The following is a 23341-nucleotide window of genomic DNA, read 5'->3' as shown; positions in this document are numbered from 1 at the left end:
CTTTGTACTTCTAACATCTAACTTCAATCGACTATTTCCATTTTTTTCAGCAGGAATGAGGCGTTCATATTCTGGCAAATGCCTTTTTTGAAACGGTAGTCAAAATTGAGTTCGTCATTGATGATCTCAGCGTCAAAATAGTAGTTCTTTACCTGTGGCAGTTCTTCGGCTACTTCACATAGACTAAGATCATGGGTGGCGATGATCCCGGTGGAATTCGAGCCGACCAGCTTCTCAATGAACTTACGGGAGCCAATGGCTTTATCTGTGCTGTTCGTCCCTTTTAGGATCTCGTCGAGGATGATAAAATACTGGTCTGTCTTGATCTCATCTACGACAAACTTCAGGCGTTTTAATTCTGAGAAAAAATAAGATTCATCATCTGTAAGCGAATCTGTGGTCCGCATACTGGTGATGAGCTTGATCGGGGTGTAATGACAGTAGGTAGCACAAACCGGAAGGCCTACATTTCCCATAAGGATCTGCAGACTTACAGTTCGCAAAAAGGTGCTTTTCCCGGCCATATTTGCACCGGTAATGATGAAGAACTGTTCTTTCTCGATGGAAAAATCATTGGCTATTCGCTTCTCGGGATCCAATAAAGGATGTGCCAGCTGAGTGGCTTCAGAAATATGGGAATCGTGATGCAGGTCGGGGAAAATGTATGAAGGATGATTGAAAGCAAAATTTCCGAGGGAGTTATAGGCATCCAGGTATTCTATAGCGCGAAACCATTTTTGAACCTCCTGCCCGTGCTCGCCTATCCACTGCTCCAGCTTCCAGGAATATCGGAGATCCCATAGCATAAAACCCTTTCCCAAAATTCCGAAGATCATATTGTTCCGCTGTTCAAGGGAATCGATCGCTCTTGAAAATTTCTTAAGAATGACAGAGGCTTTTTGTTTTTCGGTGACTATTAGCTCCTTGTTCTTCCTTAACAGCTCTGAAGTAAACGAGGTATTTTCGATTATTGCCAAAAGCTGATAATACTGGTGAAAAGTGTCCTGCACCTTACTCACACTTTCAGAAAGCACATTGATGCGCTTCGTATAAACTCCCGTAATTAGAAGCCCTATAAAAAACCAGATCCCCAGGGAGACGCCGCTGATATAATCCAGAATAAAACCCGTGATTATAATTGCAGAGAGTACTGAAAATAGCACAGGTAACCACTTCATTATACGGGGAACAAAATTTTTATATTGGTCCAGCCATTTCGTGATTGTAAGGGTACGGTTCTCTGTTTTTACCAGAGTTGCAATAGCAGAGAAATTCTGTCGCCAGTCGGCCATTCCCGCAAGTTCTTTAATCGCCTCCTGCTTCAGGTCGATATGCTCGATATCATTGGAAAGCAGCAGCTGCGCCAGCTTCTCCTTTCCTTCTACCAGAGTAGAACGATTGAGGTACTGAAAAAAAGAGCCTTTTCCGAAGAGATCGATATCCTGACTATACGGGTGCAGGGGATCTGCAAATTCAGATCCGTTGGGCAGGTTGTGGAAATTCCGCTTAAGAACCTTAAGTTCGGTCTCATTGATATTGATCAATTCCCGGAACTTATCCCGCTCGTACCTTAGATCTGAATGTCTTGAAACCAGGAAGATAAAAATTGCGCTTCCAACCAGTACTACAGCCAAAATAGCTGTCGCATTGCCCCAAAAAACATAGACTGCAAAAGCAATCGCCAGGAAAACCAGCACCCGCAAAAGGCTGGAAAACCCAAGCTTTCGGGAAGCAGCATGGAGGTGAGTACGATATTTTTCTATTTGAGCATTATAAAAAGTCGCGGGATCCTGTGTCATTAAATCTATAGGTTTTGTAATTCCTGCTGAAGTTTCTTGGTGAGACCAGAGACCACCAGCAGGTAAGAGTGATCTGTTAACTCCCTGACCAGCTGTGGCGGAAGACTTTCTACCTGAAGGCTGTTCCAGTGCTTTTTGTTCATGTGATAAGCGCCCTCAATTTGATCTGGATATTCATCTCTCAAAGTAAGAGCTTTTTCGGGATCACACTTTAGGCTCACCTGGAAAGGAATGCTTTCCAAAGCTGCAAGCGCAAACATTTTACCCATCACTTTAAAGACAAGAGCATCAGGGCCAAAAGGCAATTCCTCGGTCACTCCTTTCTTTGCCAGACAATAATTCCTGAAGCTATCTATATCCATAGCTCAAAGATAAGAAATCAGGATAGCTGAGCGTCTTCTTTCTTAGCCTTTCCTATGGTGCCGAGATGTGTGTAATGGAAACCCTTCTCATATTTGAGACCGTAGCCCAACAGCCGGTCAAAAGCGGCGTGAGAGAACATGATCACTCCAATAAGCTGCAACACGGGAACAAAAAAGAAGAATCCGGCAAGATAGATCATGATCGCGACTCCTTTATGATGAAAGAGGTTGTACAGAAAAGCGCCCGCTCTATTGTTAAAAACATAACCTATCATTCCGAGGTCGGGTGCCAGAAAAAGGACCAGGAACCACCACCATTCGTAATATAAAAAGCCAAAGACGTAGATACCGAGCAGCAGCATCGCCAGCTCTTCAAGTTTTAGAGTTGTTTTCATATGTTTTGAGGTTTGTAAAGCACCGGTTTTGATGGTGCAGCGTCATTTTCAAATGAGGCCGGCTGCAGATTTAAAAAATAAAAGCCGTCTTCAATTCGTGACGGTACATAAACCAGTTCGGTAATAGTTGCTTCGTGACGCGTGTTCTTCGGATAGTTCCAAAAGGCTTTATGAGCCAATAATTTTCCACCATCCTCTTCCCGGTCTACAGAAGGCAGATCGATCAACAGATGCTGGACTCCGCACTCCCGCAGATAGACCGCGGCATCTTCCATTAGGTAGGGCCAGTTGGTGTGAGAATAGTGTTTGCTGCGCTTGGCAATGCTGTTTGGGAGCGTACGGATTATAATCGCCTGGGCCTCTCCCTCTTTAAAAAGCTTTCTTATCTGATCTTTTGTGATCACCTCATCTTCGCCAAATTTCACAGGCTCTACAGAAATTAATTTAGCCGCAAAGAAGAAGGTTTTTAAGCTTTCATTAATGCCGTGATATTCAGAAGTAATATGCCCTACACACTCAGTATGCGTAGTATGGCCATGCGGATTAAAATAAATGTTGTTGAAATTCACAGATCCGCCTTTGCTCACCTTTCCAATCCAGGTCCCATCCTGCACCGGAGTGATTTTTGGCGCCTTGAGATACCAGGCCACCGGATTCTTGTCATCCCCTCTTAAACTAAGGGAAATGTCCAGGGGCTTGGAGAAATCGATTAAGTACTGTTGCTGATGATGTTTTATTACTGCCTGCACTGCTTAATTCTAAATTGAACCAAAGATAGCAGGATATTTTTATGCAAGGAGACCCTGAAATTAATTCAGGGTAACGGAGGACAAAAAAATTCCTAACGTTATGCTGAACTCGTTTCAGCATCTCTATTTGAAGCTCAATTGTAGACCCTGAAATAAATTCAGGGTGACGGAGGACAAAAAAATTCCTAACGTCATGCTGAACTCGTTTCAGCATCTCTAATTGAAGCTCAATTGTACACCCTGAAATAAATTCAGGGGGACGGAGGACAAAAAATCCTAACGTCATGCTGGACTTGTTTCAGCATCTCTATTTAGAGCTCAATTGTAGACCCTGAAATAAATTCAGGGGGACGGCGAAACACCACGTCATGCTGAACTTGGTTCAGCATCTAGTGTGGAGTAATATCTTCGAAAAGATCCTTCAACTCCGAATTCAATTTCTTTATTAAATTCCATTTCCACTCTCTATGCCAGTTCTTTAATTGCTTTTCCCTTGCTATTGCCTGATCTATGGATGAGAATTCTTCAAAATACAGCAGCACCTTTAAATTATATTTCTGAGTAAAATTTGCACCTCTTCCCGATTTATGTTCGGCCACCCTTTTATAGAGATCTGCTGTGACACCAATATATAAAACTGCTCTCCGCTCATTGGATAGAATATAGATGTAGCTACGTTTCATTTGAATAAAGGTAAAAAAGACCCTGAAATAAATTCAGGGTGACGGCAAAAACACCACGTCATGCTGAACTTATTTCAGCATCTCTATTTAGAGCTCAATTGTAGACCCTGAAACCAGTTCAGAGTGACGAGTGCACAGTTTTACCTATCGTCATGCTGAACTTGTTTCAGCATCTCTATTTAGAGCTCAATTGTAGACCCTGAAATAAATTCAAGGGGACGGCGAAAACACCACGTCATGCTGAACTTGTTTCAGCATCTCTATTTGAAGCTCAATTGTAGACCCTGAAATAAATTCAGGGTGACGGAGGACAAAAAATCCTATCGTCATTCTAAACTCGTTTCAGCATCTCTATTTAGAGCTGAATTGTAGACTCTGAAATCAGTTCAAAGTGAATTCGTTTCAGCATCTCTGTTTTAATACTCCTCCACCCAAAACAACTCCGCGGCAATACCATCGCTTAAGAATTTCCCTTTTTTGGAAACCTGCAGCCGGCTGTCGTTCCATTCCAGTAGTCCGTCTTCTAAGAGTTTTGCTGCTTCCCGAAGCAGGTAATCTTTATACTTTTTTCCAAAGCTTCGTTCCACCTCATCTACGGCAATGCCCCATTTGGTGCGGAGGCGGGTCATTACGAGCTCATTGTAGCGGTCGGCAATAGAAAGCTTCTCAACCTCCGCCGGAATTTCCCCTTTTTGAAGTGCCTTGATGTAAATGGTGTTATTGCTGATGTTCCACTTGCGGTGAAAGCCATTAAAGGAATGTGCTGATGGTCCAATTCCGAGATAAGGCTTTCCAAACCAGTAGGCGGTATTGTTGCGGGAAAAGAATCCGGGTTTGCCGAAGTTGGAGAATTCATAGTTGTCAAAACCGGCAACAGACAATACTTCGATCATCATCTCATACTGCTCCTTAGCCAACTCCTCCTCTGCAGGGGCGATCTTTCCCTTTTCGATCATGCTCTTCAAAGCTGTCTTTGGCTCTACTGTCAATGCATAACTGGAAATATGCGGTACTCCGAGATCCAAAGCGATTTGGAGATTTTCCTTCCATTGCTCATTGCTCATGCCAGGGATGCCGTAGATAAGGTCAATGGAAATATTCTTAAAATACTGCTTCGCCAGTTTTATGGATTCCAAAGCCTCTTCAGCATTATGCGCCCTGTTCATCAGCTTAAGATCCTCTTCAAAGAATGATTGTACGCCTATGCTCAGTCTGTTTATCCCCGAAGCTGCCAGCATCTTTATCTTTTCTTCAGTAAGATCATCGGGATTGGCCTCAAGGGTAATTTCAGGATCTTCGGAAACTTTGTAATTGCTGAAGATCGTTTTAAATATCTGCTGCAATTCTTCCGCAGAAAGTAAAGACGGAGTTCCCCCACCAAAGTAAATAGTCTCGACCTCATCTCCAATTTCCTCCTTCCGCAGCTCAAGTTCTTTGCAGATCGCCTCCACCATCTCCGGTTTCTTCTTTACCGAAGTCGAGAAATGAAAGTCACAATAGTGACAGGCTTGTTTGCAAAATGGTATGTGAATATAAATTCCGGCCATAGTTCGATTTGAAAATTCGGCGATTTGAGAATTTGAAGATCATTTTCAAATCTTCAAATTTCCACATCTTCAAATTATTTAATTTTCCCAGGGTTTTGTTTAACGAACGCCTCCCAGCCTGAGTAGCTTTTCCCGATCTCCACTTTTCCTGAGTTATAGAAGTGACATACAGCAGCTGCGAGTCCGTCGGTGGCGTCGAGATTTTTGGGGAGGGTTTCCAGGGAGAGCAGGCTCTTCAACATTCCGGCGACCTGTTCCTTGCTAGCGTTTCCGTTTCCGGTGATCGCCATTTTTATCTTTTTAGGAGAATACTCTGTTACCGGCACTTCGCGGCTAAGGCCTGCGGCCATCGCCACTCCCTGTGCCCGACCAAGCTTAAGCATGGATTGCACGTTCTTTCCGAAGAAAGGCGCTTCTATAGCGATCTCGTCGGGATGCCAGGTGTCGATTAGCTCTACAGTACGTTCGAAGATAAGCTTCAGTTTCACGTAAGGATCGTCGTATTTTTGGAGGTGCAATTCATTGAGTTGCAAAAAGGACATTTTACGGTTCACAACCTTTATAAGGCCAAAGCCCATAATGGTAGTTCCCGGGTCAATCCCTAAAATGATTTTTTCGGTAGTCAAAAGCTTCGTAATATTGCAGGTTCATACCGGTTAATCCCCGGTTCTTAAATTAATTCATGCGAATTACCTCGCACAAAGCTAATCAATTCTTCTCACTAGCTCTTAAGATCCTGGTGGTATTGGCCGCAGTATCATTTATTTGGTACAAGGTGACCAATGACGAGACAATGGATTTTGATCAATTTGTGAATATGCTTGATCAATACAGGATCTTTTCCTTCACCAATATCGTGATCCTGGTGCTTTTTACCATTTTCAACTGGTATTTCGAGATCCTGAAATGGCAAAACCTTAGCAGTCATGTGCGGGAGAACACCTTTAGAGCCGCGACACGTGAAAGCCTGGCATCCTTTACCGCTGCTATTTTCACTCCCAGCCGCATAGGGGAATATGGAGCTAAATGCCTCTATTACACCCGCGCCGCGTGGAGAAAGGTCATCTTTTTGAATTTTCTAGGGAACATGGCGCAGTTATTTGCCACCTATTTCTTCGGAATTGTGGGTCTGCTTTTCCTCATTACCAAATTAGACCTGCCCTTGCCTGTCTTTAATGCCATCCTCGTGATAGGTCTTTTACTGGCGCCCTTCATTTTGTACATCATCATGAAGAAATTCAAGATAAGGCTCAAAGGATATTCTGTCAGGCGGCTGGAAGAATCTTTCCATAAAGTTTCCAAAGAGATAAGGTGGAAGACTATTCTGTTCGCAAGTTTGCGATTTCTCATTTTTACGCATCAATTCTATTTTTTACTGGTACAGTTCAAGATCGATGTCTCTTATCCGCTGTTGATCTCGGCCGTGTTTAGCACCTACATCCTTGCCTCCATCATCCCCACCATGATCATTTTTGACGCTTTTATAAAAGGTGGCTTTGGAGTCTGGATCTTCGGATTTTTGCAGGTACCACAGATTATTGTCCTCACCATTGTATTGACCGTGTGGATCCTCAATTTTGGTTTGCCGGGGCTGGCCGGAAGTTATTACGTCCTTCGCTATAAAAAGGCAAAGCACGCCGTAGCATGATCCCGGCGGCTATAGTCATCACGCTGCTCTACGTGCTGGCCATGCTCTTCCTGCTGTACGGCACTTACCAGCTTCCTGTTTTCTCCGGAAAAAATGCTGTTCCAAAAACCACTTTTTCGATAGTCATTCCGATGCGGAATGAAGCTGAAAATCTGCCGACACTGTTAGATTCCCTGCTGAAGCTGAATTATCCTACTGAAAAATATGAGATCCTGCTCATCAATGATGCTTCGGAAGATGCTTCGGAAGCAATTTGTGAAGATTTCCGGCGGAAGCATCCTGAACTAAAGCTGCAGCTTTTACAGAACATCCGAAAATCCGGAAGCCCGAAAAAGGATGCCATCAAGACGGCGATCAAAGTGGCTAAAATGGATTATATCCTCACTACCGATGCAGATTGTATTGTTCCGGAAGGTTGGTTACACGAATTCAACGGCCTGATCACAGAAAAAGAAGCCGACGCAGTAGCCGGGCCGGTAATGCTGAAAAGCGGGGTGTCAAAAATGGGATTTTGGAGAAGATTTCAGGAGATGGATTTTTTCAGTCTGCAGGCCGCAACACTGGGAGGCTTTGGAGTGAGGATTCCTTTTATGTGTAACGGCGCGAATTTTTGCTACTCAAAAAAGGCTTTTTTAAATGTCGACGGTTTTGAAGGCAATTCTGCAATTGCCAGTGGAGATGATGTCTTTTTACTGGAGAAGTTTCAGAAAATGGGGCTTAAAATTGCCTTTTTAAGATCCCCAGGAGCTGTTGTCGCTACCTCCCCGGCTTCGGGAGTAGGTCAAATGCTTTCGCAGCGCATCAGGTGGGCAGGAAAGACTTCAGCAACAAAGAACAGTTTTGGGAAAGCTGTTGGTTTGATAGTTTTCCTGATGAACTTTTTGCTTTCCGCAGCATTTATTGCCATGATTTCTGGCAGTTTTTCCCATACTGTTTTCCTGGGTATGTTCCTGTTCAAATTCAACGTAGACTTCCTGCTTATCCATAGAGCTGCAAGCTTCTTTGGCAGGGAAAGCAGCCTTAAAAGCTATTTTTGGAGCAGCATGATTTATCCTTTCTTTAGCAGTTCAGTGGTCATTTTATCTATATTTTCGGGGTACGAATGGAAAGGCCGCAGGTTCAAAAAATAGCAGGTGGCCGGATATTTTTATTATCTTTAATTCACCTGAGTCCCAAAAATGCAGTATTTAAGGATCATCTTTTTCGCGACTTTTATGTGTATGGCATTTCCGCTTATTGCACAGGAAACCTTTATAATCAATAAGGATACGCTCGAGTTAAAAAGGGAAGTTAACGGGCCTCTAAGCCTCTACTGGACCGAAAAAGACCATAAATACCGCTACTTTGTTCAAAAGAAAGACCGCCTCATCGAGCTAAAAAATACTGACGGAAACGAAGAATACAAGCAGCAACTACAGGAGCTTACGACAGACGCAGAAATGAAAACCCGGGATGTACTTTTTGTCCTGTATAGTCTCAAACATTTCACGAATACATATAATGCCAGGGTACAGGAAGATTATGTCGCCAATGAGGCCTCAGATGATATTCATCACCGCCTTGGCCTCTTCACCGGACTCTCCAATAATATTTATACTGAAAATCCCGAAAATGTCCTGGTCCCGGTGGTGGGACTGGAGTACGAATTCTATGATCCTAACCTGGCCCCAAGGCATTCGGCTTTTGTGCAGTTAAGACATTCATTTAAGCAGGACGATTATCGCTATACATCGACTCAGCTCTCACTTAACTACAGATTTAAAGCACTCTATTTTTCAAACTTTGATCTCCATATCAATACCAAACTTGCCACTTTTTTCTATTCGGAAGATAAGATCCCTGTCACCAATGATCAGGGCGAGGTGATCGCGATTAGAGAGGATAATGGATTTACCTTTACAGCACCCTTTAGTTTTGGAGTGGGCAGTGATATACAGATCACGCCCAAAAGTTTTATCACCCTTGGCTATAATGACATTTTTGCCATTGTTTGGGACAGCAACGGAAGTTTTCCGCTGGATTTTACAGTTGGGTATAAGTACAACCTGTAGGTATATTTCCGGTTGCCGATAAATGCTTTCTGTAGAACATAATTTTACTAACCATTATAGGATTGCTGCGCTCCCTGCAGTCGCCCGCAAAGACGGAAGTACAAAAAGCAATGATAAAAGAAGCACATAAAGAATTTGCACTTCCATTTATTGCAGTCTATGTTCTATCAAATTTACTGCCCACTGGGAACTGCATACTGCCAACTTTTTCTGATTCCTGAACACTACATATGACTACCTCGGAATCGCTCCTACGGACGGGGTGATTCGGAATATCTACAACCCGGGGTTTCACCCCGGGCTACCAATATTTCGCCCCGCTGGGGCTGGCATAAGCAGAAAATCGAAATTCGTACTTCTAAAATCTAACTTCTACTTTACTGAAAAATCATTTTGCTCGGCAATCCTGCTATTCAGCGGGGGTGGTACTGATCACTAAAAAAGTCTTGTCTCTTGACTCTAGTTTCTTGATTCTCCTTTTTTACTCCGCTTTAATCACCACCGGCATTCTAAAGGTGGTTTTCACCGGAATTCCACGTTTGGTAGCGGGATAGATCTTTGGGAGGGAATCAACGCTTTGAACAAGCCAGGTGCGTATATCGGGTAACTGTTCAAGTACAAGCGAATCTATTTCCATGGAATCAATGGCCGGAATGCCTTTTTCTGAGATTTTTAGATAGAGATATAAGGTATCATCGATCTCTGAAGTCACAACAGGCTGTTTGGCTTCGAGCCGGGAAAAAAAGTATTGAGAAACCTTATTTCCGAAGCAGGTTTTAGCGGCCTCAACTTCAGAAATATTACGACATTCGGCAAAAGCAGGATATTGATCCACCTCGTGCCAGTTAAAGTCCCGAGTTTCTTCTACCAGAATTTCTTCCGAAGAAATTTTTCGTGTTTGAAACTCCTCGCAGGACGAAAACAGGAAAGCCAAAAAAATTAAGAGTAAAGTTTTCTTCATTCGGGACCGGAAACTTAACTCAAAAATAATGAAATTAAGCTGTTTGCAGAAAAAATCTCCTTTCTATTTGTCTTCTTTAGCCGAAGCGGCCATATGAATTTCTTCCCGGAGATCCTTTACTCTTCGCCGGGCCAGCTTCCTGAGATAGGAATCTCCTGTAGGTTCATATTTCTCCAGATAGGCTTCGTAAAGTTTTAACCGCGTTTCCAGGTCCTTATAAAAGGAATCCCCTGCTATGGCGCGTTCAAACATTGCCCTTTCGTTATCAGGATTTTCTTCCAGTGCCCTGTTGAAATACTCAAGCGCCTTCTTTGGCTCATCCTTAAATTTGTAGGTAAGCCCCAGGCTGGTGAATTCTTCATCCAGAATCTGATCCTTAAGAAGGATGGCTGCAAGCAAATGAAATTCAGATTTTTTGTAGTTCCCGGTCATGGCATAGAGTTTCCCGAGACTATAATGAGTAGCATGATTCTTATCTTCAAAAGAAAGCGCAAGTTCAAAATTATCTATGGCCTTTTCGATTTGCTCCAGATGATAATAGGAAGTGCCAAGCCTGCTATGTATAAATTCACTGCCTTCTCCTAAACTCACCAGCTTTTCAAATGGGTCTGTTGCCAATTTATACTCTTTCTGAAAGTAATAAGCCTGCGCAAGGATTGAAAGTAAAGTTAAGTTAGTGGGATTGGTATCCAGGCCCTGCTTGCTGAGCCGCTCGGCCTCCAGTAACTTTCCTGAAACCAAAGCTCGTTTTGCCACTTTTGCCAGAGCCTGCTGGTGATTCTTTTGTAGCAGAACAGTGATGTTATAATGATTCATGGCAGTGGAATCATTCTGCTTCTCTTTTACCAGTCCCAGCTGATAATGAAAATTTGCATTCATGGGATATTGCTTCACGAGCTGCTTGAAAATGCTATCGGCTTCTTTTAATTTCCCGGTGGAAGAAAGTAGTTTTGCATATTCCACAGCAGTCAATATCCTTTCCGGATTGGATTCTAACACGGAATTATAATTCGCCAAAGCTGCTGCCATATTCCCATTGGCTTTTTGCGCCTGCGCAAGCCTCAACAAAATTACTTCAGATTTATCACCGAACTTTTCCAGCTCCTCAATAGCTTCGGAATAGTTGCCGACTGCATACAGGCTGTCGGCTATAGCTAAAGCCGAAGTTTGTGCTTCGGCTTTAGTGGCTGATAATAATAATAAAATAATGAAGAATTTTAATTTCATCAAACTCCCTTTAATCCTGATTTCCTTCCCCATCCTCTGATGGTTCTGGTGCCGGAGTATTCAAAACAATGGGTAAGGAATATAAAATGGCTACATTTTCTCCATTGTGTACTGCAGGTTCCATATCCGGGATACTATTGACTACTCTTTCTGCCTCTGCACCCAGATCAGGATGTGGCGCCCTCGATTTAATACTTGAGACCTCCCCATCTTTTGAGACCTTAAATTGCACATAGATCCTGTTTATACCTGTAAGACCTAATTCTTTCCCCAGTCCGGTATTAAAATTTACACTAACAAATTCTGTAATTTTTCGTGACATGCATTCCTTTTGTTCCTTGTTGGTGGCAAGGTCTTCACAACCCGGAAAAACAGGCACCTGTTCTACCACAGCGAACGGTATAGGAAGATTTTCATCCTCTGTAACGGAAACATCATTTACCGGAGTTTCCGGCGGGGCAGGTGGAGCTTCGTGAGAAGAAACCGATTTACCGGAGCTGCAGGCTACATAGGTCAACATGGCCAGCATAAGCGGCAGAATGATTAAAAATTTGAATTTTGAAGCTGTTTTTGATCTTGATTTTTGCAACATAACTATTCGTTTTTTGATTATTGAATGATTAAAAAATTGGTTTATAAATGAAATGTCTCTGGTATTAAAAGCAGTATTGAGCAGCTGCTGGAAGTAATCCTGTTTTTCCACATTTTTGACTACCCCTGCATCGGCAAGAAATTCGTGAAGTGTAGAGATGCGGGCCTGGTAGATATAGATGAGGGGATTAAACCAGAAAACAAGTTTCAGGAATTCAAAGAATAACAGATCCAGGGTATGCCGCTGCCGCACGTGCACCAGCTCATGTGAGAGGATCTGTTCCCGCTCCTTTTCAGAAAGCTCGGTCCCCAGGAAAACGGTGTTGTAAAAAGTACAGGCAATTGTGCTGCCCGGCACCTCAATGATCTTCATTTTTCCTGTGTTCAGGATGGGTTCATGTGAAAATAACTGCTTCAGGATCCTGAACTTGTGGAAAAATACTCCCAGGTTAAAGAGGAATCCGGCGCTATAGGCCAGCAGCCACCAGTTGATGTTTTGATCTGCTTCAGGAGCAACTGGACTTGAGGTAAGGCTGGATTGTACCTCCCCGCTTCCTCCTACAAGGACTTCGGGAAGTATTGTAAAAGTTTCCGCAGGGATGGCGCTTTGCAGAAAAGGGATCTTCAGCAAAGGGAGGAGTATGGCTATAACGGGAGTGATTAGGAGGTACGCCCTGTTATAGGTAAAGAAGGTCTCCTTCTTCAGGAACAGCTCATATACCAGTAAAAACAAGAGCTGAAAAACAATGATCTGTATGAGGTAGTGCTGCATCTTATTATTTTTTGTTCATCTCTTTTAAAATGGATTCCAATTCTTTAGTATCCATTTTATTATTCTTCATAAAAAAGGATACCATGCTTTTGAAGGACCCATTAAAGTATCCGTCGATCAATTTGTTCATACTTTGGTTGGTGTAGGTCTCCTTTTCAACTTTTGGGAAATAGATATACCCCTTCCCTTCTTTGCGGTGATCCACAAATTCTTTGTTTTCCAGGATTCGAACAATGGTGGAAACTGTGTTATAAGCAGGTTTAGGCTCAGGCATTTTTTCAATGACAGTTGCCACATTGGCTTCTTTTAAGTCCCAGAGGATCTGCATGATCTCTTCTTCTGCTTTGGTCAATTGCTTCATAACTCCTATTCTGTTTGAGCTAAGTTAAACTAAATATTTAGTTTAAACTAATACTTTAGTTAAAATTTATTTCGGCTCTTTCTATATCTTAGCCGAAAATTATCAACATGGATCTTATAATTGTTGCACTGGCAGCCGTTTTAATGCTGGTTGGCGTACTGGGAAGTTTTTTACCCATGTTACCCGGAATTCCGCTTAGCTGGGCCGGACTATTGGTATTGCATCTCACCTCTGCAGTACCTACAAATTATACCTTCCTTGGAGTCACCTTACTTATAACAATAGTGATCTTTGCCTTACAGTATGCCATTCCTGCCCTGGGAACAAAATATCTGGGAGGAAGTAAGCAGGGAATGTGGGGAGCTACCCTGGGTCTCTTCGCCGGAATTTTCATTCCTATACCTTTCGCAATTCTTATTGCTCCTTTTGTAGGGGCCTATATTGGAGAGGTCCTGAATAAAGCTGATTCCCGAACTGCATTAAAAGCCGCTTCAGGATCTTTTATAGGCTTGCTTGCCTCCACCTTTATGGAATTTGTGGTGACTGCCATATTCCTGCTTTTGTTCATCTGGAAAGTATGGGAGTACAGGTTCGTTCTTTTTAATTTTTAGAATTGACCACCTTAATTCGTATCTTTATACTTTAAATCAAAGCTGAATTTTCACTGCAATTCCGGCTTCCCCCGCCCAAGATTGCTTTCACTCTTTTATATGGATCTAGACGTTGTTGTTATCGATGACGATGCAGTCGTATTGTTTTTACATAAGGTACTTATTCAAAAAAGTTCGCTGCCGTCAAATGTCAATGCTTTTTCCAATGCAGGACAGGCATTGGAATTTATGCGACAGCGTTCTACGCGAAAAAATTTATTGATCTTCCTTGATATCAACATGCCAGACATTAACGGCTGGGATTTCCTGGACTACCTCAACCGCCTCAGCTTTTCCAAAAAAATTTTCGTGGTCATGGTCACCTCCTCCATTAACAGGAGTGACAGGAATAGAGCAGAACAATATCCCTTAATCCTGGATTACCTGGAAAAGCCGCTTTCAAAACAAGCATGTGAAGAACTCTATATGAAGTTGTTGCCCCTGCTATAATCTTAAACTTTAGTATAATTCTTTAACGCTGCCGCAATTAATTTATAAGGTATCCTTAAAACCCGTCCGTTTTAAGAATAAATTAAAAAAATCTGGTTTTTAAAGCCTTACATTAAGATGTAACCAATTAAAAATCAGATATGAAAAGGTATTTATTATTATTTTCTACTTTACTTCCTTTGGAACTTTTTGCGCAGGAGGAGACCCGAGCAGGTCTTCTATTAGAGGATACAAATTTCTTTATTTGTGTTGTCGCAGGTGTTTTGTTGGCTGTTGGATTCCAACTTTTACTAACCGCGCTCTCAGTTGCAGGAGGAATAACTGCTGTTGGTAACGTGCGGGAAAAAGTACACAACAGCAATAATACAGATCGTCAAAAAATCCACAAGAATGATATGCATGATGATGATGATGGAATGAATGTGGGACAAAAGGTTTCTACAGGACTGGGAGTCTGGACCCTTGTCACCACCTCTGTAGCTTTGTTCTTTGCGAGTATGTTAGCTGTAAAACTTGGACTTATTGGAGCTAATTTTATAGGTGCAACTTTAGGTCTTGTAATTTGGGCAGCATTCTTTATGTTGATCACCTATCTCGAAGTAAACATGGTTACTTCTCTGGTAGGAGGCCTTACTTCAACTGTTAAGCAGGGATTATCTTCTGCATCTTCGGTTTTTTCACAATCAGATGCTTCTGTTGCCAAAGATGTGGCTAAGACAAAAGCAAAGACTGAAGCTAAGGAAATGAGAAAACAGCTGGAAAAACTGTTCAATACTCATGACGTAGATAAAAAAGTGGAGGATTATGTGCAAACTCTTAAACCCCAAAAGATAGATATAAAAGACCTTAAGAAGCAGATAAAGGATTTGCTTACCGATTTCCAGGTGACAGAAAAAGCCGATTTTGATTATCCCAATTCAGTAAAAAGGTTAATCCTTGAAGAAACAGACAATAGCACGCTTTCAAAAGAAGATAAGCAAGCCGTAAAGGATCATGTGAACAGTCTTAAAGATATCGCCCAAAGCAATGCCTCTAATGAAGAGAAAGCAAAATCAGGTATTGAAGAACTCACTCCGGCAGACAGGGAACAGATCGATAAGTATCAGGTAGAGATAAGAAAAGCTCTTAAGAATACCGATAATAAAGAATTGCAACCCGAAAAACTTGAGGAAGACCTGAAAAGGATCCTGAACGAACCTAAACAAGCTTCAAATATTGCGAAGGCTAAAGCAAGTGCAATGGACAGAAAGACCCTCGTCCAATTACTGGCCTCTCAGGATATGAGCGAACAGGAAGCAGATCAAAAAATAGCCAAGGTTGAAAAGGTGCTTAATAAAGTAACGGCCTTCTTTAATAACGGCCAACAAAATGCCAATGCTAAAAAAGGTGATTTACAGCATAAAGAAAAAGATCTTGAAGCCAAAGTAAAAGATATGTTCTCCAGTAAAACTGCCGATCTAAACAGAATTTACTCTGACTTTACTTCGATCTTCAATGAATCTGGCGCAGGACCCGACCTAAAATATAAGCTGGAACATTATAACAAGGAGGAAATGATCAATCTTATCACCACAAGGACCTCAATGACAAGAACTGAAGCAGAACCTATTGCAGACAAAATTGTAACTGCCAGGGATGCAGTTGTTGAAAAGGCTTATGAGTTAGAGATCAAGGTACGCGAGAAAATGGAACAAGCCAAAGAAAAGGCACTTATCGCAGCCGAGGAATCCAGAAAAGCAGCTGCAACTGCGGCGTGGTGGTTAGTGGCAACCGGAATTGTTTCAGCTGCAGCCTCGGCAGTTGGAGGAATGCTTGCTCTTGAAGGTTGGTTGTTTTAATTAAACTTCAATGAGAAACTAATTTAAAAATTGAGATACAAACATTTAAAAATTTAATATTATGAAACGATTTATTTATTTATTCACCTTTTTATTTACTGTAAGCAGCTCTTTTTTAGCCTGTAAAGATGCCGAAAAAGAGTCAGTAGAAACTGATATAATCGAGGAAGATATGGAGTCCACTGAATACGAAGAAGAAATGGACGAAGGTTTTGGCTCCTTTGATGCGAACAATGACAGCATGCTCGATGAGACTGAATTTGGAGAAGCCAACACTACAAGTTTTTCAGAATGGGATGAAGATCAGAATTCAACTTTAAACGATGAGGAATTTTACGGATCCACTTTTGGAATGGCAGATGCCAATGATGACGATATGATCGATGAAAATGAATGGAACGAAGGTCGAAATGACTACTATGCAGATTATGCCGGGGAAGAGGACTGGGATCTTTTCGATAAAGATGAAGACGGATTTTTGAGCAGTGAGGAATGGAACGAAGGGTTCGCCGATTCTGACTGGTTCAATGAATTCGACGAGAATGACGATCTAAGCCTTGACAACAACGAATGGAATTCCGGTTTATTCGCAGGTTGGGATGACAACGATGACGGTTTCCTGGATGAGAATGAATATGATCCTTCGGAAATAAATAGCTAGTAAAAAACCCTCAAAGTCAAAGCCATTCCTAAATATGAGTGGCTTTTTTTATAATTGCCTTTGATGTTTGGTTTTAATTTAGAAACTGTCATAAATTTCTGTCAAATATAATTTTTGTAGCAGGCTTCTTTCCTACTTTAGTCTGTTGAAACGAAAAAACCGACTTATGAACACCAGAATCTTATTTATTATGCTTGCCTTTGGAAGTATTCTTTTCACTTCTTGCCGCGAAACAGTTACCGAACGGGAAGTCGTTCGTGAAGTAGAAGTTGAAAGAGAGGAAGTAGAAGTAGAAGAAGATGAGGAAGGCATTATAGAACGTACCGGAAAGGAGATCGATAATGAAGTTAATGAGGAGATCGACGAGGAAATCGAGAAAATTGGGGATGATAATTAAAAGGTATTCTCAAGTTTAGGATTTCGTTTAGAAAATTTTAGCAGTAAACGTGTTAAAAACTAGATTTTTAATCTAAAATTTGTTTGTACTAACTATTAAACCTTAAATTATGAAACGTATTGCCTTATTATTCGCATTCCTATTCACTTTCAGTTCGGCATTCATTTCCTGCCGCGAAACTGAAAACACTAATGATGATGTTGAACTTGAGGAGGGCATGGAGGATGCAGGAGATGAAATGGAAGATGCAGCCGATGATATTGAAGATGAAATCGACTAGATTTTGTTAACCACGTAAAACAAAAGGTATGAAAAAGTATATATTCCTGACGTTATTCTCTTTCGCGCTTGCCAGCTCACTGGTATCGTGCCGAGAAACCCAAAATGCTGCCGAGGCTACAGGTGATGCTGTAGAAGAAGGAGTAAATGAAGCCGGAGAAAACACCGGTATTGGAGGAGAAGACGATCTTTAAAGATTAAATTAACCAACTTTAACCATGGATCTTATGATCCGGATGAACGGTCTGATATTTCAGACCGTTTTTTTAGTGCTTAATGGACCTGAATTCGCTTTTAAGATCTTCCATGGACTGTTGTAACTGCTTTAACAGACCGCTTTCTGAAGGAGAATCAAGGTTAAATGTAAGCTTGGAATTTACCTGCCACAATTCCTGGATGTCATTAATATTTACCTCCACCGGAAGATATTCTTCATTCAGCGATACGAGTAGTAATTTGGAAGGATCCGGTAATTTCTGGATTTTCTTCACCAGGACTGAATCATAAAGCACCACCACATAAACACGGTTATTGCTGGCTTCTTCAATAGTGGGAACTGCTTTTCCCAAAACCCATTCTCCCGGCCTGAAATTGGGAAGCATACTATCTCCTTCTACCTGAAAGCCTCGATGCGTAGCATTGCGATATTCCGGCAGCGGAATATCAAATGCCGGCAGTTGCTGGTACCACTCTACATCCTGTACGTTGTGGGGATACCCTGCTGCTGCTTTGACATTCACCAGAACAATATTTTCCTCTTCAGCACTATTTAGGCTAACCACCTTGGGACTCACATCACCCTTGGTCACCTGCAGGTATTTTTGATTGCTTTCCCCAAACAACCATAGAGGATTGATCCCAAATTGCCGCAACAGTTCTGCAACAATTTTTCCTGAAAGTTTGGTACGCCCCCTTTCTATATCGGCAGTAGAATTTTTAATACCTAATACTTCGGCAAATTCGGCCTGGGTGAAGTTATTTTCATCCCTCACCTCTTTAAAACGCCTTATTTCTGGTGTGATATCTGTTCCCATACTTGCAAATTTACACTTTTAAGGAAATTTTCCTATATGTCATGGAAATAATCCATGAAAATTATTTATACAACAGGAATAACTAACATTCTTTTATGAATACCTGAAAATTTAAGTGCTATTTTTAGAAGGTATGGAGGAACATTATTTAATCATGGCCGGCCTCGGTTTTGCGACAATTATTATGGCCTGGCTTCCATCATTTTCAAAAAAGCTAAAAATTAGCTCCCCTATTCTTTTACTACTGATAGGGTTCGGTTTATTCCTAATAGGTCTTCCGTTAGGCTGGCCAGATCCTTTGTGGAATGATGAGGGCCTCATGTATTATTCCGAAGCAGTTGTGATCATTTCCCTTATGGGGGCAGGCTTAAAAATTGGTGCTAATTATGATTTAAAATCCTGGAGAAAACCGCTCCTGCTGGTATTCGTAACCATGCCAATATGTATGCTTTCCGCATACTTTTTGGGCCAGTACTTCCTTCTTTTAAGCGTTCCCTCCAGCCTGTTACTTGCCGCCGTACTTGCACCTACAGATCCTGTTTTAGCGGCCGAAGTACAATTGGATGATCCCATGGAAGAACAGGAACATGAAGATAACGTGCGGTTCACATTAACTGCCGAAGCAGGTCTTAATGATGGAATTGCCTTTCCCTTCTCTTACCTGGCGGTAATGGTAGCACAGGCAGGAAGTTGGGCAGCTTTTAATTTTACAGAATGGTTTTGGGATAAACTGCTGCTTAAAATTGTAATAGGTGTGGTGATAGGACTTTTTATAGGCTGGATGATAGGTCTCATTATGGACCGGCTGCACAAATATATGGGAGTAAAGACCTTTGTTGGTTTTCTTTCCCTTTCCCTCACCTTTATGACCTATGGTGTAAGTGAAGCCCTTCATGGATACGGGTTCCTTGCTGTTTTCTTTGCAGGTTTTGCTCTTCGCTATTATGAGAAGGTGGACCAAAACTATAAAAAGAAACTGGGAGAATTCATTACCGAAATGGAGCACCTGCTCATGGTCGTTTACATTATTCTCTTTGGAGGTTCTATCATGAACGGGATGCTCACCCTCACCGACTGGAAAGGAATTCTATTTGCATTTTTGTTTGTATTGGTGATTCGGCCGGTTGCAGGATTAATTGGTCTTGCGGGGGTAAAAGAAGGCTTTAAGAGCAAACTTGCCGTGAGCTTTTTCGGAATCAGGGGAATTGGTTCTATTTTTTACCTCTCCTGGGCTTTTGTCACCTTTGATTACTTTGAGTACAAGAATGAATTATATGCCATTACTGCCTATATCATTTTAATTTCCATTGTCCTTCACGGATTAACGGCACCTACCGCCATTGAATATTTCAGAAAAAAAAGTCAAAAAACGCAGGAAGAAGCCTCTAATTAACAATAGCTTATCATGGCTTTTACAAGTTTCTCTGATTAAATTATTAATTTGAGAAAAAGAGAAATTTGTGTCATGAATAAAAAATACGAGAGTGCAGGCTTAATTAAAAAACCCACAGATATACCTTTAAGAGGATGGAAAGTGATAGGGCTTCAGGTAAAGGATGAGATTGGAGAAAACAATGTATCGATCATTTCAGCCGGAGTCGCTTTTTACGCCTTTTTAGCGGTATTTCCTGCAATAGGAGCCCTTGTATCCATATATGGTTTGGCTATGGATCCTCAAAGTCTGCAGGGACAACTGGAGCGAATTGCACAGGTAATGCCTCAACAGGCTTTTGAGATCATTCAGGCGCAATTGGAACAACTGGTGAATACCTCGGGAAGTGCCTTAAGCTGGAGTCTGGTAATAGGAATCCTGCTGAGCCTGTGGAGTGCCAATAAGGGAACGAAATCTTTATTTACAGGCCTGGATATTGCCTATGACACTAATAAAACCCGCGGATTCATAAAACAAAATGCCCTTACCCTGCTCTACACCTTGCTTGCAGTGTTGGTAATCATCATAAGCATAGCTGTAATCGTGGTTTTTCCCATAATAGTAGGTTATTTAGGCCTGCCCTCGAACATCGAAACTCTCATTGGCTACGGCCGCTGGATCATTTTGGCAGCGCTGGTAATCTATTTTGTGGGTGCTGTTTACAAGTATGCTCCGGCTAAAAGGACGCCGGAATTTCGATGGGTACTTCCGGGAGCCTTACTGGCTACTTTTCTATGGCTTCTCGCCTCCTGGGGGTTTTCTTTTTATGTAAAGAACTTTGGTAGTTATGGAGAGGTCTATGGATCAATTTCCGCAGTAGTAGTCCTTTTGTTGTGGTTATTCCTTACCAGTTTCATTATCCTTATTGGTGCCGAACTTAATTCGGAGATCGAGAAATATGCCCGTTTAAGATCTTAAGTCCATTTAAGAAAAGGTTTCAAAAAGGCCATTTTTGAATACCCTCTAAAAACTGATCTCGATCATGTTTTCTAACCCGCTCATTTTCAACCTTTGCATTCGGTACGAAACGAGCAATTTTTTATGGAGGATCTTTCTTGTTATCACTGCGGTGATACCATAAAGTCACGCATTATTTTTGACGACAAGTCATTTTGCTGTAATGGCTGTAAAACCGTTTATGAAATATTTTCAGAAAGTGGCTTAACTTCCTATTACGATATGGAAGCAGCTCCCGGTGCAGCTCCCTCAAAACTTGAAGGGAAGTATGACTTTTTAAGCAATGAAAAGATCGTAGAAAAGCTGTTGGAATTCAGCGATGAGCACCTGCAGATCGTTTCTCTTTATATTCCTCATATCCATTGCAGCTCCTGCATCTGGATCCTTGAGAATCTCAATAAATTAAGACCTGATATCTCTGCTTCGCAGGTTGATTTTCCCAAGAAGACCATCAGGGTTACTTATAATTCAGAAAAGATAAACCTTAAGGAGCTGGTGATCTTTCTTAGCAGCATTGGCTATGAACCATATATTAGCCTTGAAGACAGCGAAGCCGGAGCAAAAAAGATCAACCGCAGCATCATTTACAAGCTTGGAGTAGCGGGCTTTGCATTTGGAAATGTGATGTTTCTCTCCTTCCCCGAATACTTTGAAGTGAATGAATTCTGGCTGGATCAATACAAAGGCCTTTTTAGATGGTTGATGTTCGGTTTTTCTTTGCCGGTAGTCTTCTATGTGGCCCGGGATTACTTTATTTCAGCCTATAAAGGACTAAGAGCAGGGATCCTCAACATTGATGTCCCCCTTGCGCTTGGTGTCGTAGTGCTCTTTGTTCGCAGCACCCTGGAGATCACTTTTGACTGGGGCACCGGATTCTTCGATAGCCTCACCGGCCTCGTTTTTTTCCTTACCCTTGGAAAATTCTTTCAGCAAAAGACCTACAATTTTCTCTCTTTTGAGCGGGATTACAAGTCCTATTTTCCCATTGGAATTACAAGAATTAATCCTGAAGGGAAAGAAGAAAGCATACATGTACACGACATTGAGAAAGGAGATCGCATCCTCATCAGGAATGAGGAGCTTATCCCTGTAGATGGAATCCTTATCAACGGCAACGCCCGCATCGATTATAGTTTTGTCACCGGCGAGTCTGAAGCTGTTCAAAAAGAATCGGGAGATAAACTTTTTGCCGGCGGCCGACAGGTTTCGGGGATGATCGAAATGGAAGCTTTAAAATCCGTTTCTCAAAGTTATCTTACAAAACTGTGGAGCAATGATGTTTTCCAGGTGAAAAAAGAGGATTCTTTTACCTCTTTCATCAATAGTATCAGCAAATATTTCACCATAGTACTGCTGCTTATCGCGTTTTCGGCAACTGCTTTCTGGCTGTTCCTGGATGTTGCGACGGCCATTAATGTTTTCACCGCCGTTCTCATCATTGCATGCCCATGCGCTTTGGCAATGTCCACACCTTTTACCCTGGGGAATTTGCTGCGCATCTTTGGGAACAAAAAGTTCTATCTCAAAAATGCCGGGGTCATTGAACAGCTGGCTAATGCCGATACTGTTATTTTCGATAAGACCGGCACCATCACCTCCAACAAGAAAAGCAGCATTATTTACGAAGGAATTGATTTATCTGCGGAAGAAGAGGCTCTGCTGAAGAATACCCTTAGAGCATCAAACCATCCGTTAAGCCGCACTTTGTATGACATGCTTGCCGGGTATGATATCACTCCGCCTGAAGAATTCCGCGAGGTGACCGGCAAAGGTATAGAGGCCGTACACCAAAAGCAGTTGATGAAGGTAGGGTCGGCGGAATTTGTGGGGAATAAAACCTTGGTTCCGTCTCTAAATACCTCTGTGCACATTAGTTCAAACAACGAGTACAAGGGCAGGTACATCTTCCATAATGAGTATCGTGAAGGCGCTGCCGATCTTTTTGCTGAATTTGCGCCGGAATATCATCTCTCCATACTTTCCGGAGATAATGAAGGGGAAAAGCTGAGGCTGGAAAACCTGCTACCGGAAAAAACAGAAATGCACTTTAACCAAAAACCTGAAGATAAGCTGAACTACATCAGTAAGCTTCAACAACAGGGAAGGAAGACCATCATGGTGGGTGACGGTCTTAATGATGCCGGCGCTTTGGCGAAAAGCGAGGTGGGAATTGCAATTTCCGAAAATGTAAATGTCTTCTCCCCGGCCTGTGACGCCATTCTTGATGCCAGTAGATTTGGCAGCCTGTACAAATTCATTAAGGCTTCCAAAAAGGCAATGACAGTGATCAAAATAAGCATGCTGCTTTCATTCCTGTACAATGTGGTTGGGCTTTATTTTGCGGTCACAGGGCAATTATCTCCCATAATTGCTGCTATTTTGATGCCTTTGAGCTCCATAAGCATTATTGCTTTCACTACAGTCTGCACAAATCTAATAGGGAGAAAGATCTGATCGCTGCAGGCCAATGCATCTGGATTTCATCATGGAGCGGAAT

Annotated in this window: 25 protein-coding genes; 13 read left to right on the top strand and 12 right to left on the bottom strand. The window is 42.0% G+C overall.

Annotated elements, in window-relative coordinates; genetic code table 11:
* Positions 1-23 precede the first annotated feature (23 nt).
* From CRO16_RS06620 to ruvC, 7 genes are all read right to left on the bottom strand, one after another.
* Positions 24-1799 (bottom strand): MutS-related protein, encoded by a 1776-nt coding sequence (locus tag CRO16_RS06620; RefSeq protein ID WP_097055503.1) that lies wholly within the window; start codon positions 1797-1799, stop codon positions 24-26.
* A 5-nt stretch (positions 1800-1804) separates the two neighbouring features.
* On the bottom strand, positions 1805-2161 hold the full coding sequence (locus tag CRO16_RS06615) for an MmcQ/YjbR family DNA-binding protein (RefSeq protein ID WP_097055502.1): 357 nt from the start codon (positions 2159-2161) through the stop codon (positions 1805-1807).
* Positions 2162-2178: 17 nt separating this feature from the next.
* Positions 2179-2556: a DUF4260 domain-containing protein gene (locus CRO16_RS06610; protein ID WP_097055501.1), complete on the bottom strand. Its 378-nt coding sequence runs from the start codon at positions 2554-2556 to the stop codon at positions 2179-2181.
* Entirely contained in the window at positions 2553-3305 is a 753-nt protein-coding gene (locus tag CRO16_RS06605) for a cyclase family protein (protein WP_097055500.1), read from the bottom strand. The genes CRO16_RS06610 and CRO16_RS06605 overlap by 4 nt, the downstream gene beginning before the upstream one ends.
* A 389-nt stretch (positions 3306-3694) precedes the next feature.
* Complete coding sequence (locus CRO16_RS06600) at positions 3695-3988, bottom strand: GIY-YIG nuclease family protein (RefSeq protein ID WP_097055499.1); 294 nt, start codon at positions 3986-3988, stop codon at positions 3695-3697.
* A gap of 416 nt (positions 3989-4404) precedes the next feature.
* Positions 4405-5535 (bottom strand): radical SAM family heme chaperone HemW, encoded by a 1131-nt coding sequence (hemW, locus tag CRO16_RS06595; RefSeq protein WP_097055498.1) that lies wholly within the window; start codon positions 5533-5535, stop codon positions 4405-4407.
* A gap of 74 nt (positions 5536-5609) precedes the next feature.
* Entirely contained in the window at positions 5610-6161 is a 552-nt protein-coding gene (gene ruvC, locus CRO16_RS06590; protein ID WP_097055497.1) for a crossover junction endodeoxyribonuclease RuvC, read from the bottom strand.
* Between the two features lie 56 nt (positions 6162-6217).
* Here ruvC and CRO16_RS06585 point away from each other — a divergent pair, with 56 nt between their 5' ends.
* Genes CRO16_RS06585 through CRO16_RS06575 form a run of 3 tightly spaced genes read left to right on the top strand, consistent with a single transcriptional unit; the run spans position 6218 to position 9234 of the window.
* Positions 6218-7183, top strand: a complete 966-nt coding sequence (locus CRO16_RS06585) for a lysylphosphatidylglycerol synthase domain-containing protein (RefSeq protein WP_143544447.1) — start codon at positions 6218-6220, stop codon at positions 7181-7183.
* Positions 7180-8313 carry a glycosyltransferase family 2 protein gene (locus CRO16_RS06580; protein WP_097055495.1) on the top strand — a complete coding sequence of 378 codons (1134 nt, stop codon included), beginning with the start codon at positions 7180-7182 and terminating at the stop codon, positions 8311-8313. The genes CRO16_RS06585 and CRO16_RS06580 overlap by 4 nt, the downstream gene beginning before the upstream one ends.
* Before the next feature lie 48 nt (positions 8314-8361).
* On the top strand, positions 8362-9234 hold the full coding sequence (locus CRO16_RS06575) for a hypothetical protein (RefSeq protein ID WP_143544445.1): 873 nt from the start codon (positions 8362-8364) through the stop codon (positions 9232-9234).
* A gap of 481 nt (positions 9235-9715) precedes the next feature.
* On the opposite strand, the gene CRO16_RS06570 is transcribed toward CRO16_RS06575, so the two are convergent.
* From CRO16_RS06570 to CRO16_RS06555, 4 genes are all read right to left on the bottom strand, one after another.
* A complete protein-coding gene (locus tag CRO16_RS06570) occupies positions 9716-10195 on the bottom strand; it encodes a hypothetical protein (protein WP_097055493.1) in 480 nt (159 codons plus the stop codon).
* Positions 10196-10258: 63 nt separating this feature from the next.
* Entirely contained in the window at positions 10259-11422 is a 1164-nt protein-coding gene (locus tag CRO16_RS06565; protein ID WP_097055814.1) for a tetratricopeptide repeat protein, read from the bottom strand.
* 10 nt (positions 11423-11432) lie between these two features.
* Positions 11433-12785, bottom strand: coding sequence for a M56 family metallopeptidase (locus tag CRO16_RS06560; protein WP_097055492.1), 1353 nt, complete (start codon positions 12783-12785; stop codon positions 11433-11435).
* A 4-nt stretch (positions 12786-12789) separates the two neighbouring features.
* Positions 12790-13146 carry a BlaI/MecI/CopY family transcriptional regulator gene (locus CRO16_RS06555; protein WP_097055491.1) on the bottom strand — a complete coding sequence of 119 codons (357 nt, stop codon included), beginning with the start codon at positions 13144-13146 and terminating at the stop codon, positions 12790-12792.
* A gap of 107 nt (positions 13147-13253) precedes the next feature.
* On the opposite strand from CRO16_RS06555, the gene CRO16_RS06550 reads away from it, so the two are divergent.
* From CRO16_RS06550 to CRO16_RS16135, 7 genes are all read left to right on the top strand, one after another.
* Positions 13254-13757, top strand: a complete 504-nt coding sequence (locus CRO16_RS06550) for a DUF456 domain-containing protein (protein ID WP_097055490.1) — start codon at positions 13254-13256, stop codon at positions 13755-13757.
* Between the two features lie 99 nt (positions 13758-13856).
* Positions 13857-14246 (top strand): response regulator, encoded by a 390-nt coding sequence (locus CRO16_RS06545; RefSeq protein WP_097055489.1) that lies wholly within the window; start codon positions 13857-13859, stop codon positions 14244-14246.
* Between the two features lie 140 nt (positions 14247-14386).
* A complete protein-coding gene (locus tag CRO16_RS06540) occupies positions 14387-16084 on the top strand; it encodes a hypothetical protein (RefSeq protein WP_097055488.1) in 1698 nt (565 codons plus the stop codon).
* A gap of 61 nt (positions 16085-16145) precedes the next feature.
* Entirely contained in the window at positions 16146-16745 is a 600-nt protein-coding gene (locus tag CRO16_RS06535) for a hypothetical protein (protein ID WP_097055487.1), read from the top strand.
* Positions 16746-16911: 166 nt separating this feature from the next.
* Complete coding sequence (locus CRO16_RS06530; protein ID WP_097055486.1) at positions 16912-17142, top strand: hypothetical protein; 231 nt, start codon at positions 16912-16914, stop codon at positions 17140-17142.
* 109 nt (positions 17143-17251) lie between these two features.
* On the top strand, positions 17252-17422 hold the full coding sequence (locus tag CRO16_RS16140; protein WP_179670497.1) for a hypothetical protein: 171 nt from the start codon (positions 17252-17254) through the stop codon (positions 17420-17422).
* Between the two features lie 28 nt (positions 17423-17450).
* Positions 17451-17615 carry a hypothetical protein gene (locus tag CRO16_RS16135; RefSeq protein WP_179670496.1) on the top strand — a complete coding sequence of 55 codons (165 nt, stop codon included), beginning with the start codon at positions 17451-17453 and terminating at the stop codon, positions 17613-17615.
* A gap of 72 nt (positions 17616-17687) precedes the next feature.
* On the opposite strand, the gene CRO16_RS06525 is transcribed toward CRO16_RS16135, so the two are convergent.
* Positions 17688-18455 (bottom strand): XRE family transcriptional regulator, encoded by a 768-nt coding sequence (locus CRO16_RS06525; protein ID WP_097055485.1) that lies wholly within the window; start codon positions 18453-18455, stop codon positions 17688-17690.
* Positions 18456-18570: 115 nt separating this feature from the next.
* Here CRO16_RS06525 and CRO16_RS06520 point away from each other — a divergent pair, with 115 nt between their 5' ends.
* From CRO16_RS06520 to CRO16_RS06510, 3 genes are all read left to right on the top strand, one after another.
* The gene (locus CRO16_RS06520) at positions 18571-19848 is read left to right on the top strand and encodes a cation:proton antiporter (RefSeq protein WP_245858891.1); all 1278 of its coding nucleotides are present in this window, start codon (positions 18571-18573) and stop codon (positions 19846-19848) included.
* A 72-nt stretch (positions 19849-19920) separates the two neighbouring features.
* Positions 19921-20805: a YihY/virulence factor BrkB family protein gene (locus CRO16_RS06515; RefSeq protein ID WP_097055483.1), complete on the top strand. Its 885-nt coding sequence runs from the start codon at positions 19921-19923 to the stop codon at positions 20803-20805.
* Between the two features lie 123 nt (positions 20806-20928).
* The gene (locus CRO16_RS06510; RefSeq protein WP_097055482.1) at positions 20929-23298 is read left to right on the top strand and encodes a heavy metal translocating P-type ATPase; all 2370 of its coding nucleotides are present in this window, start codon (positions 20929-20931) and stop codon (positions 23296-23298) included.
* Positions 23299-23341 lie beyond the last annotated feature (43 nt).

The organism is Salinimicrobium sediminis (genome assembly GCF_900215295.1).
GTDB lineage: Bacteria > Bacteroidota > Bacteroidia > Flavobacteriales > Flavobacteriaceae > Salinimicrobium > Salinimicrobium sediminis.
Note: the sequence above shows the minus strand (reverse complement) of the source record. Positions and strands in the feature narration are given on the sequence as shown.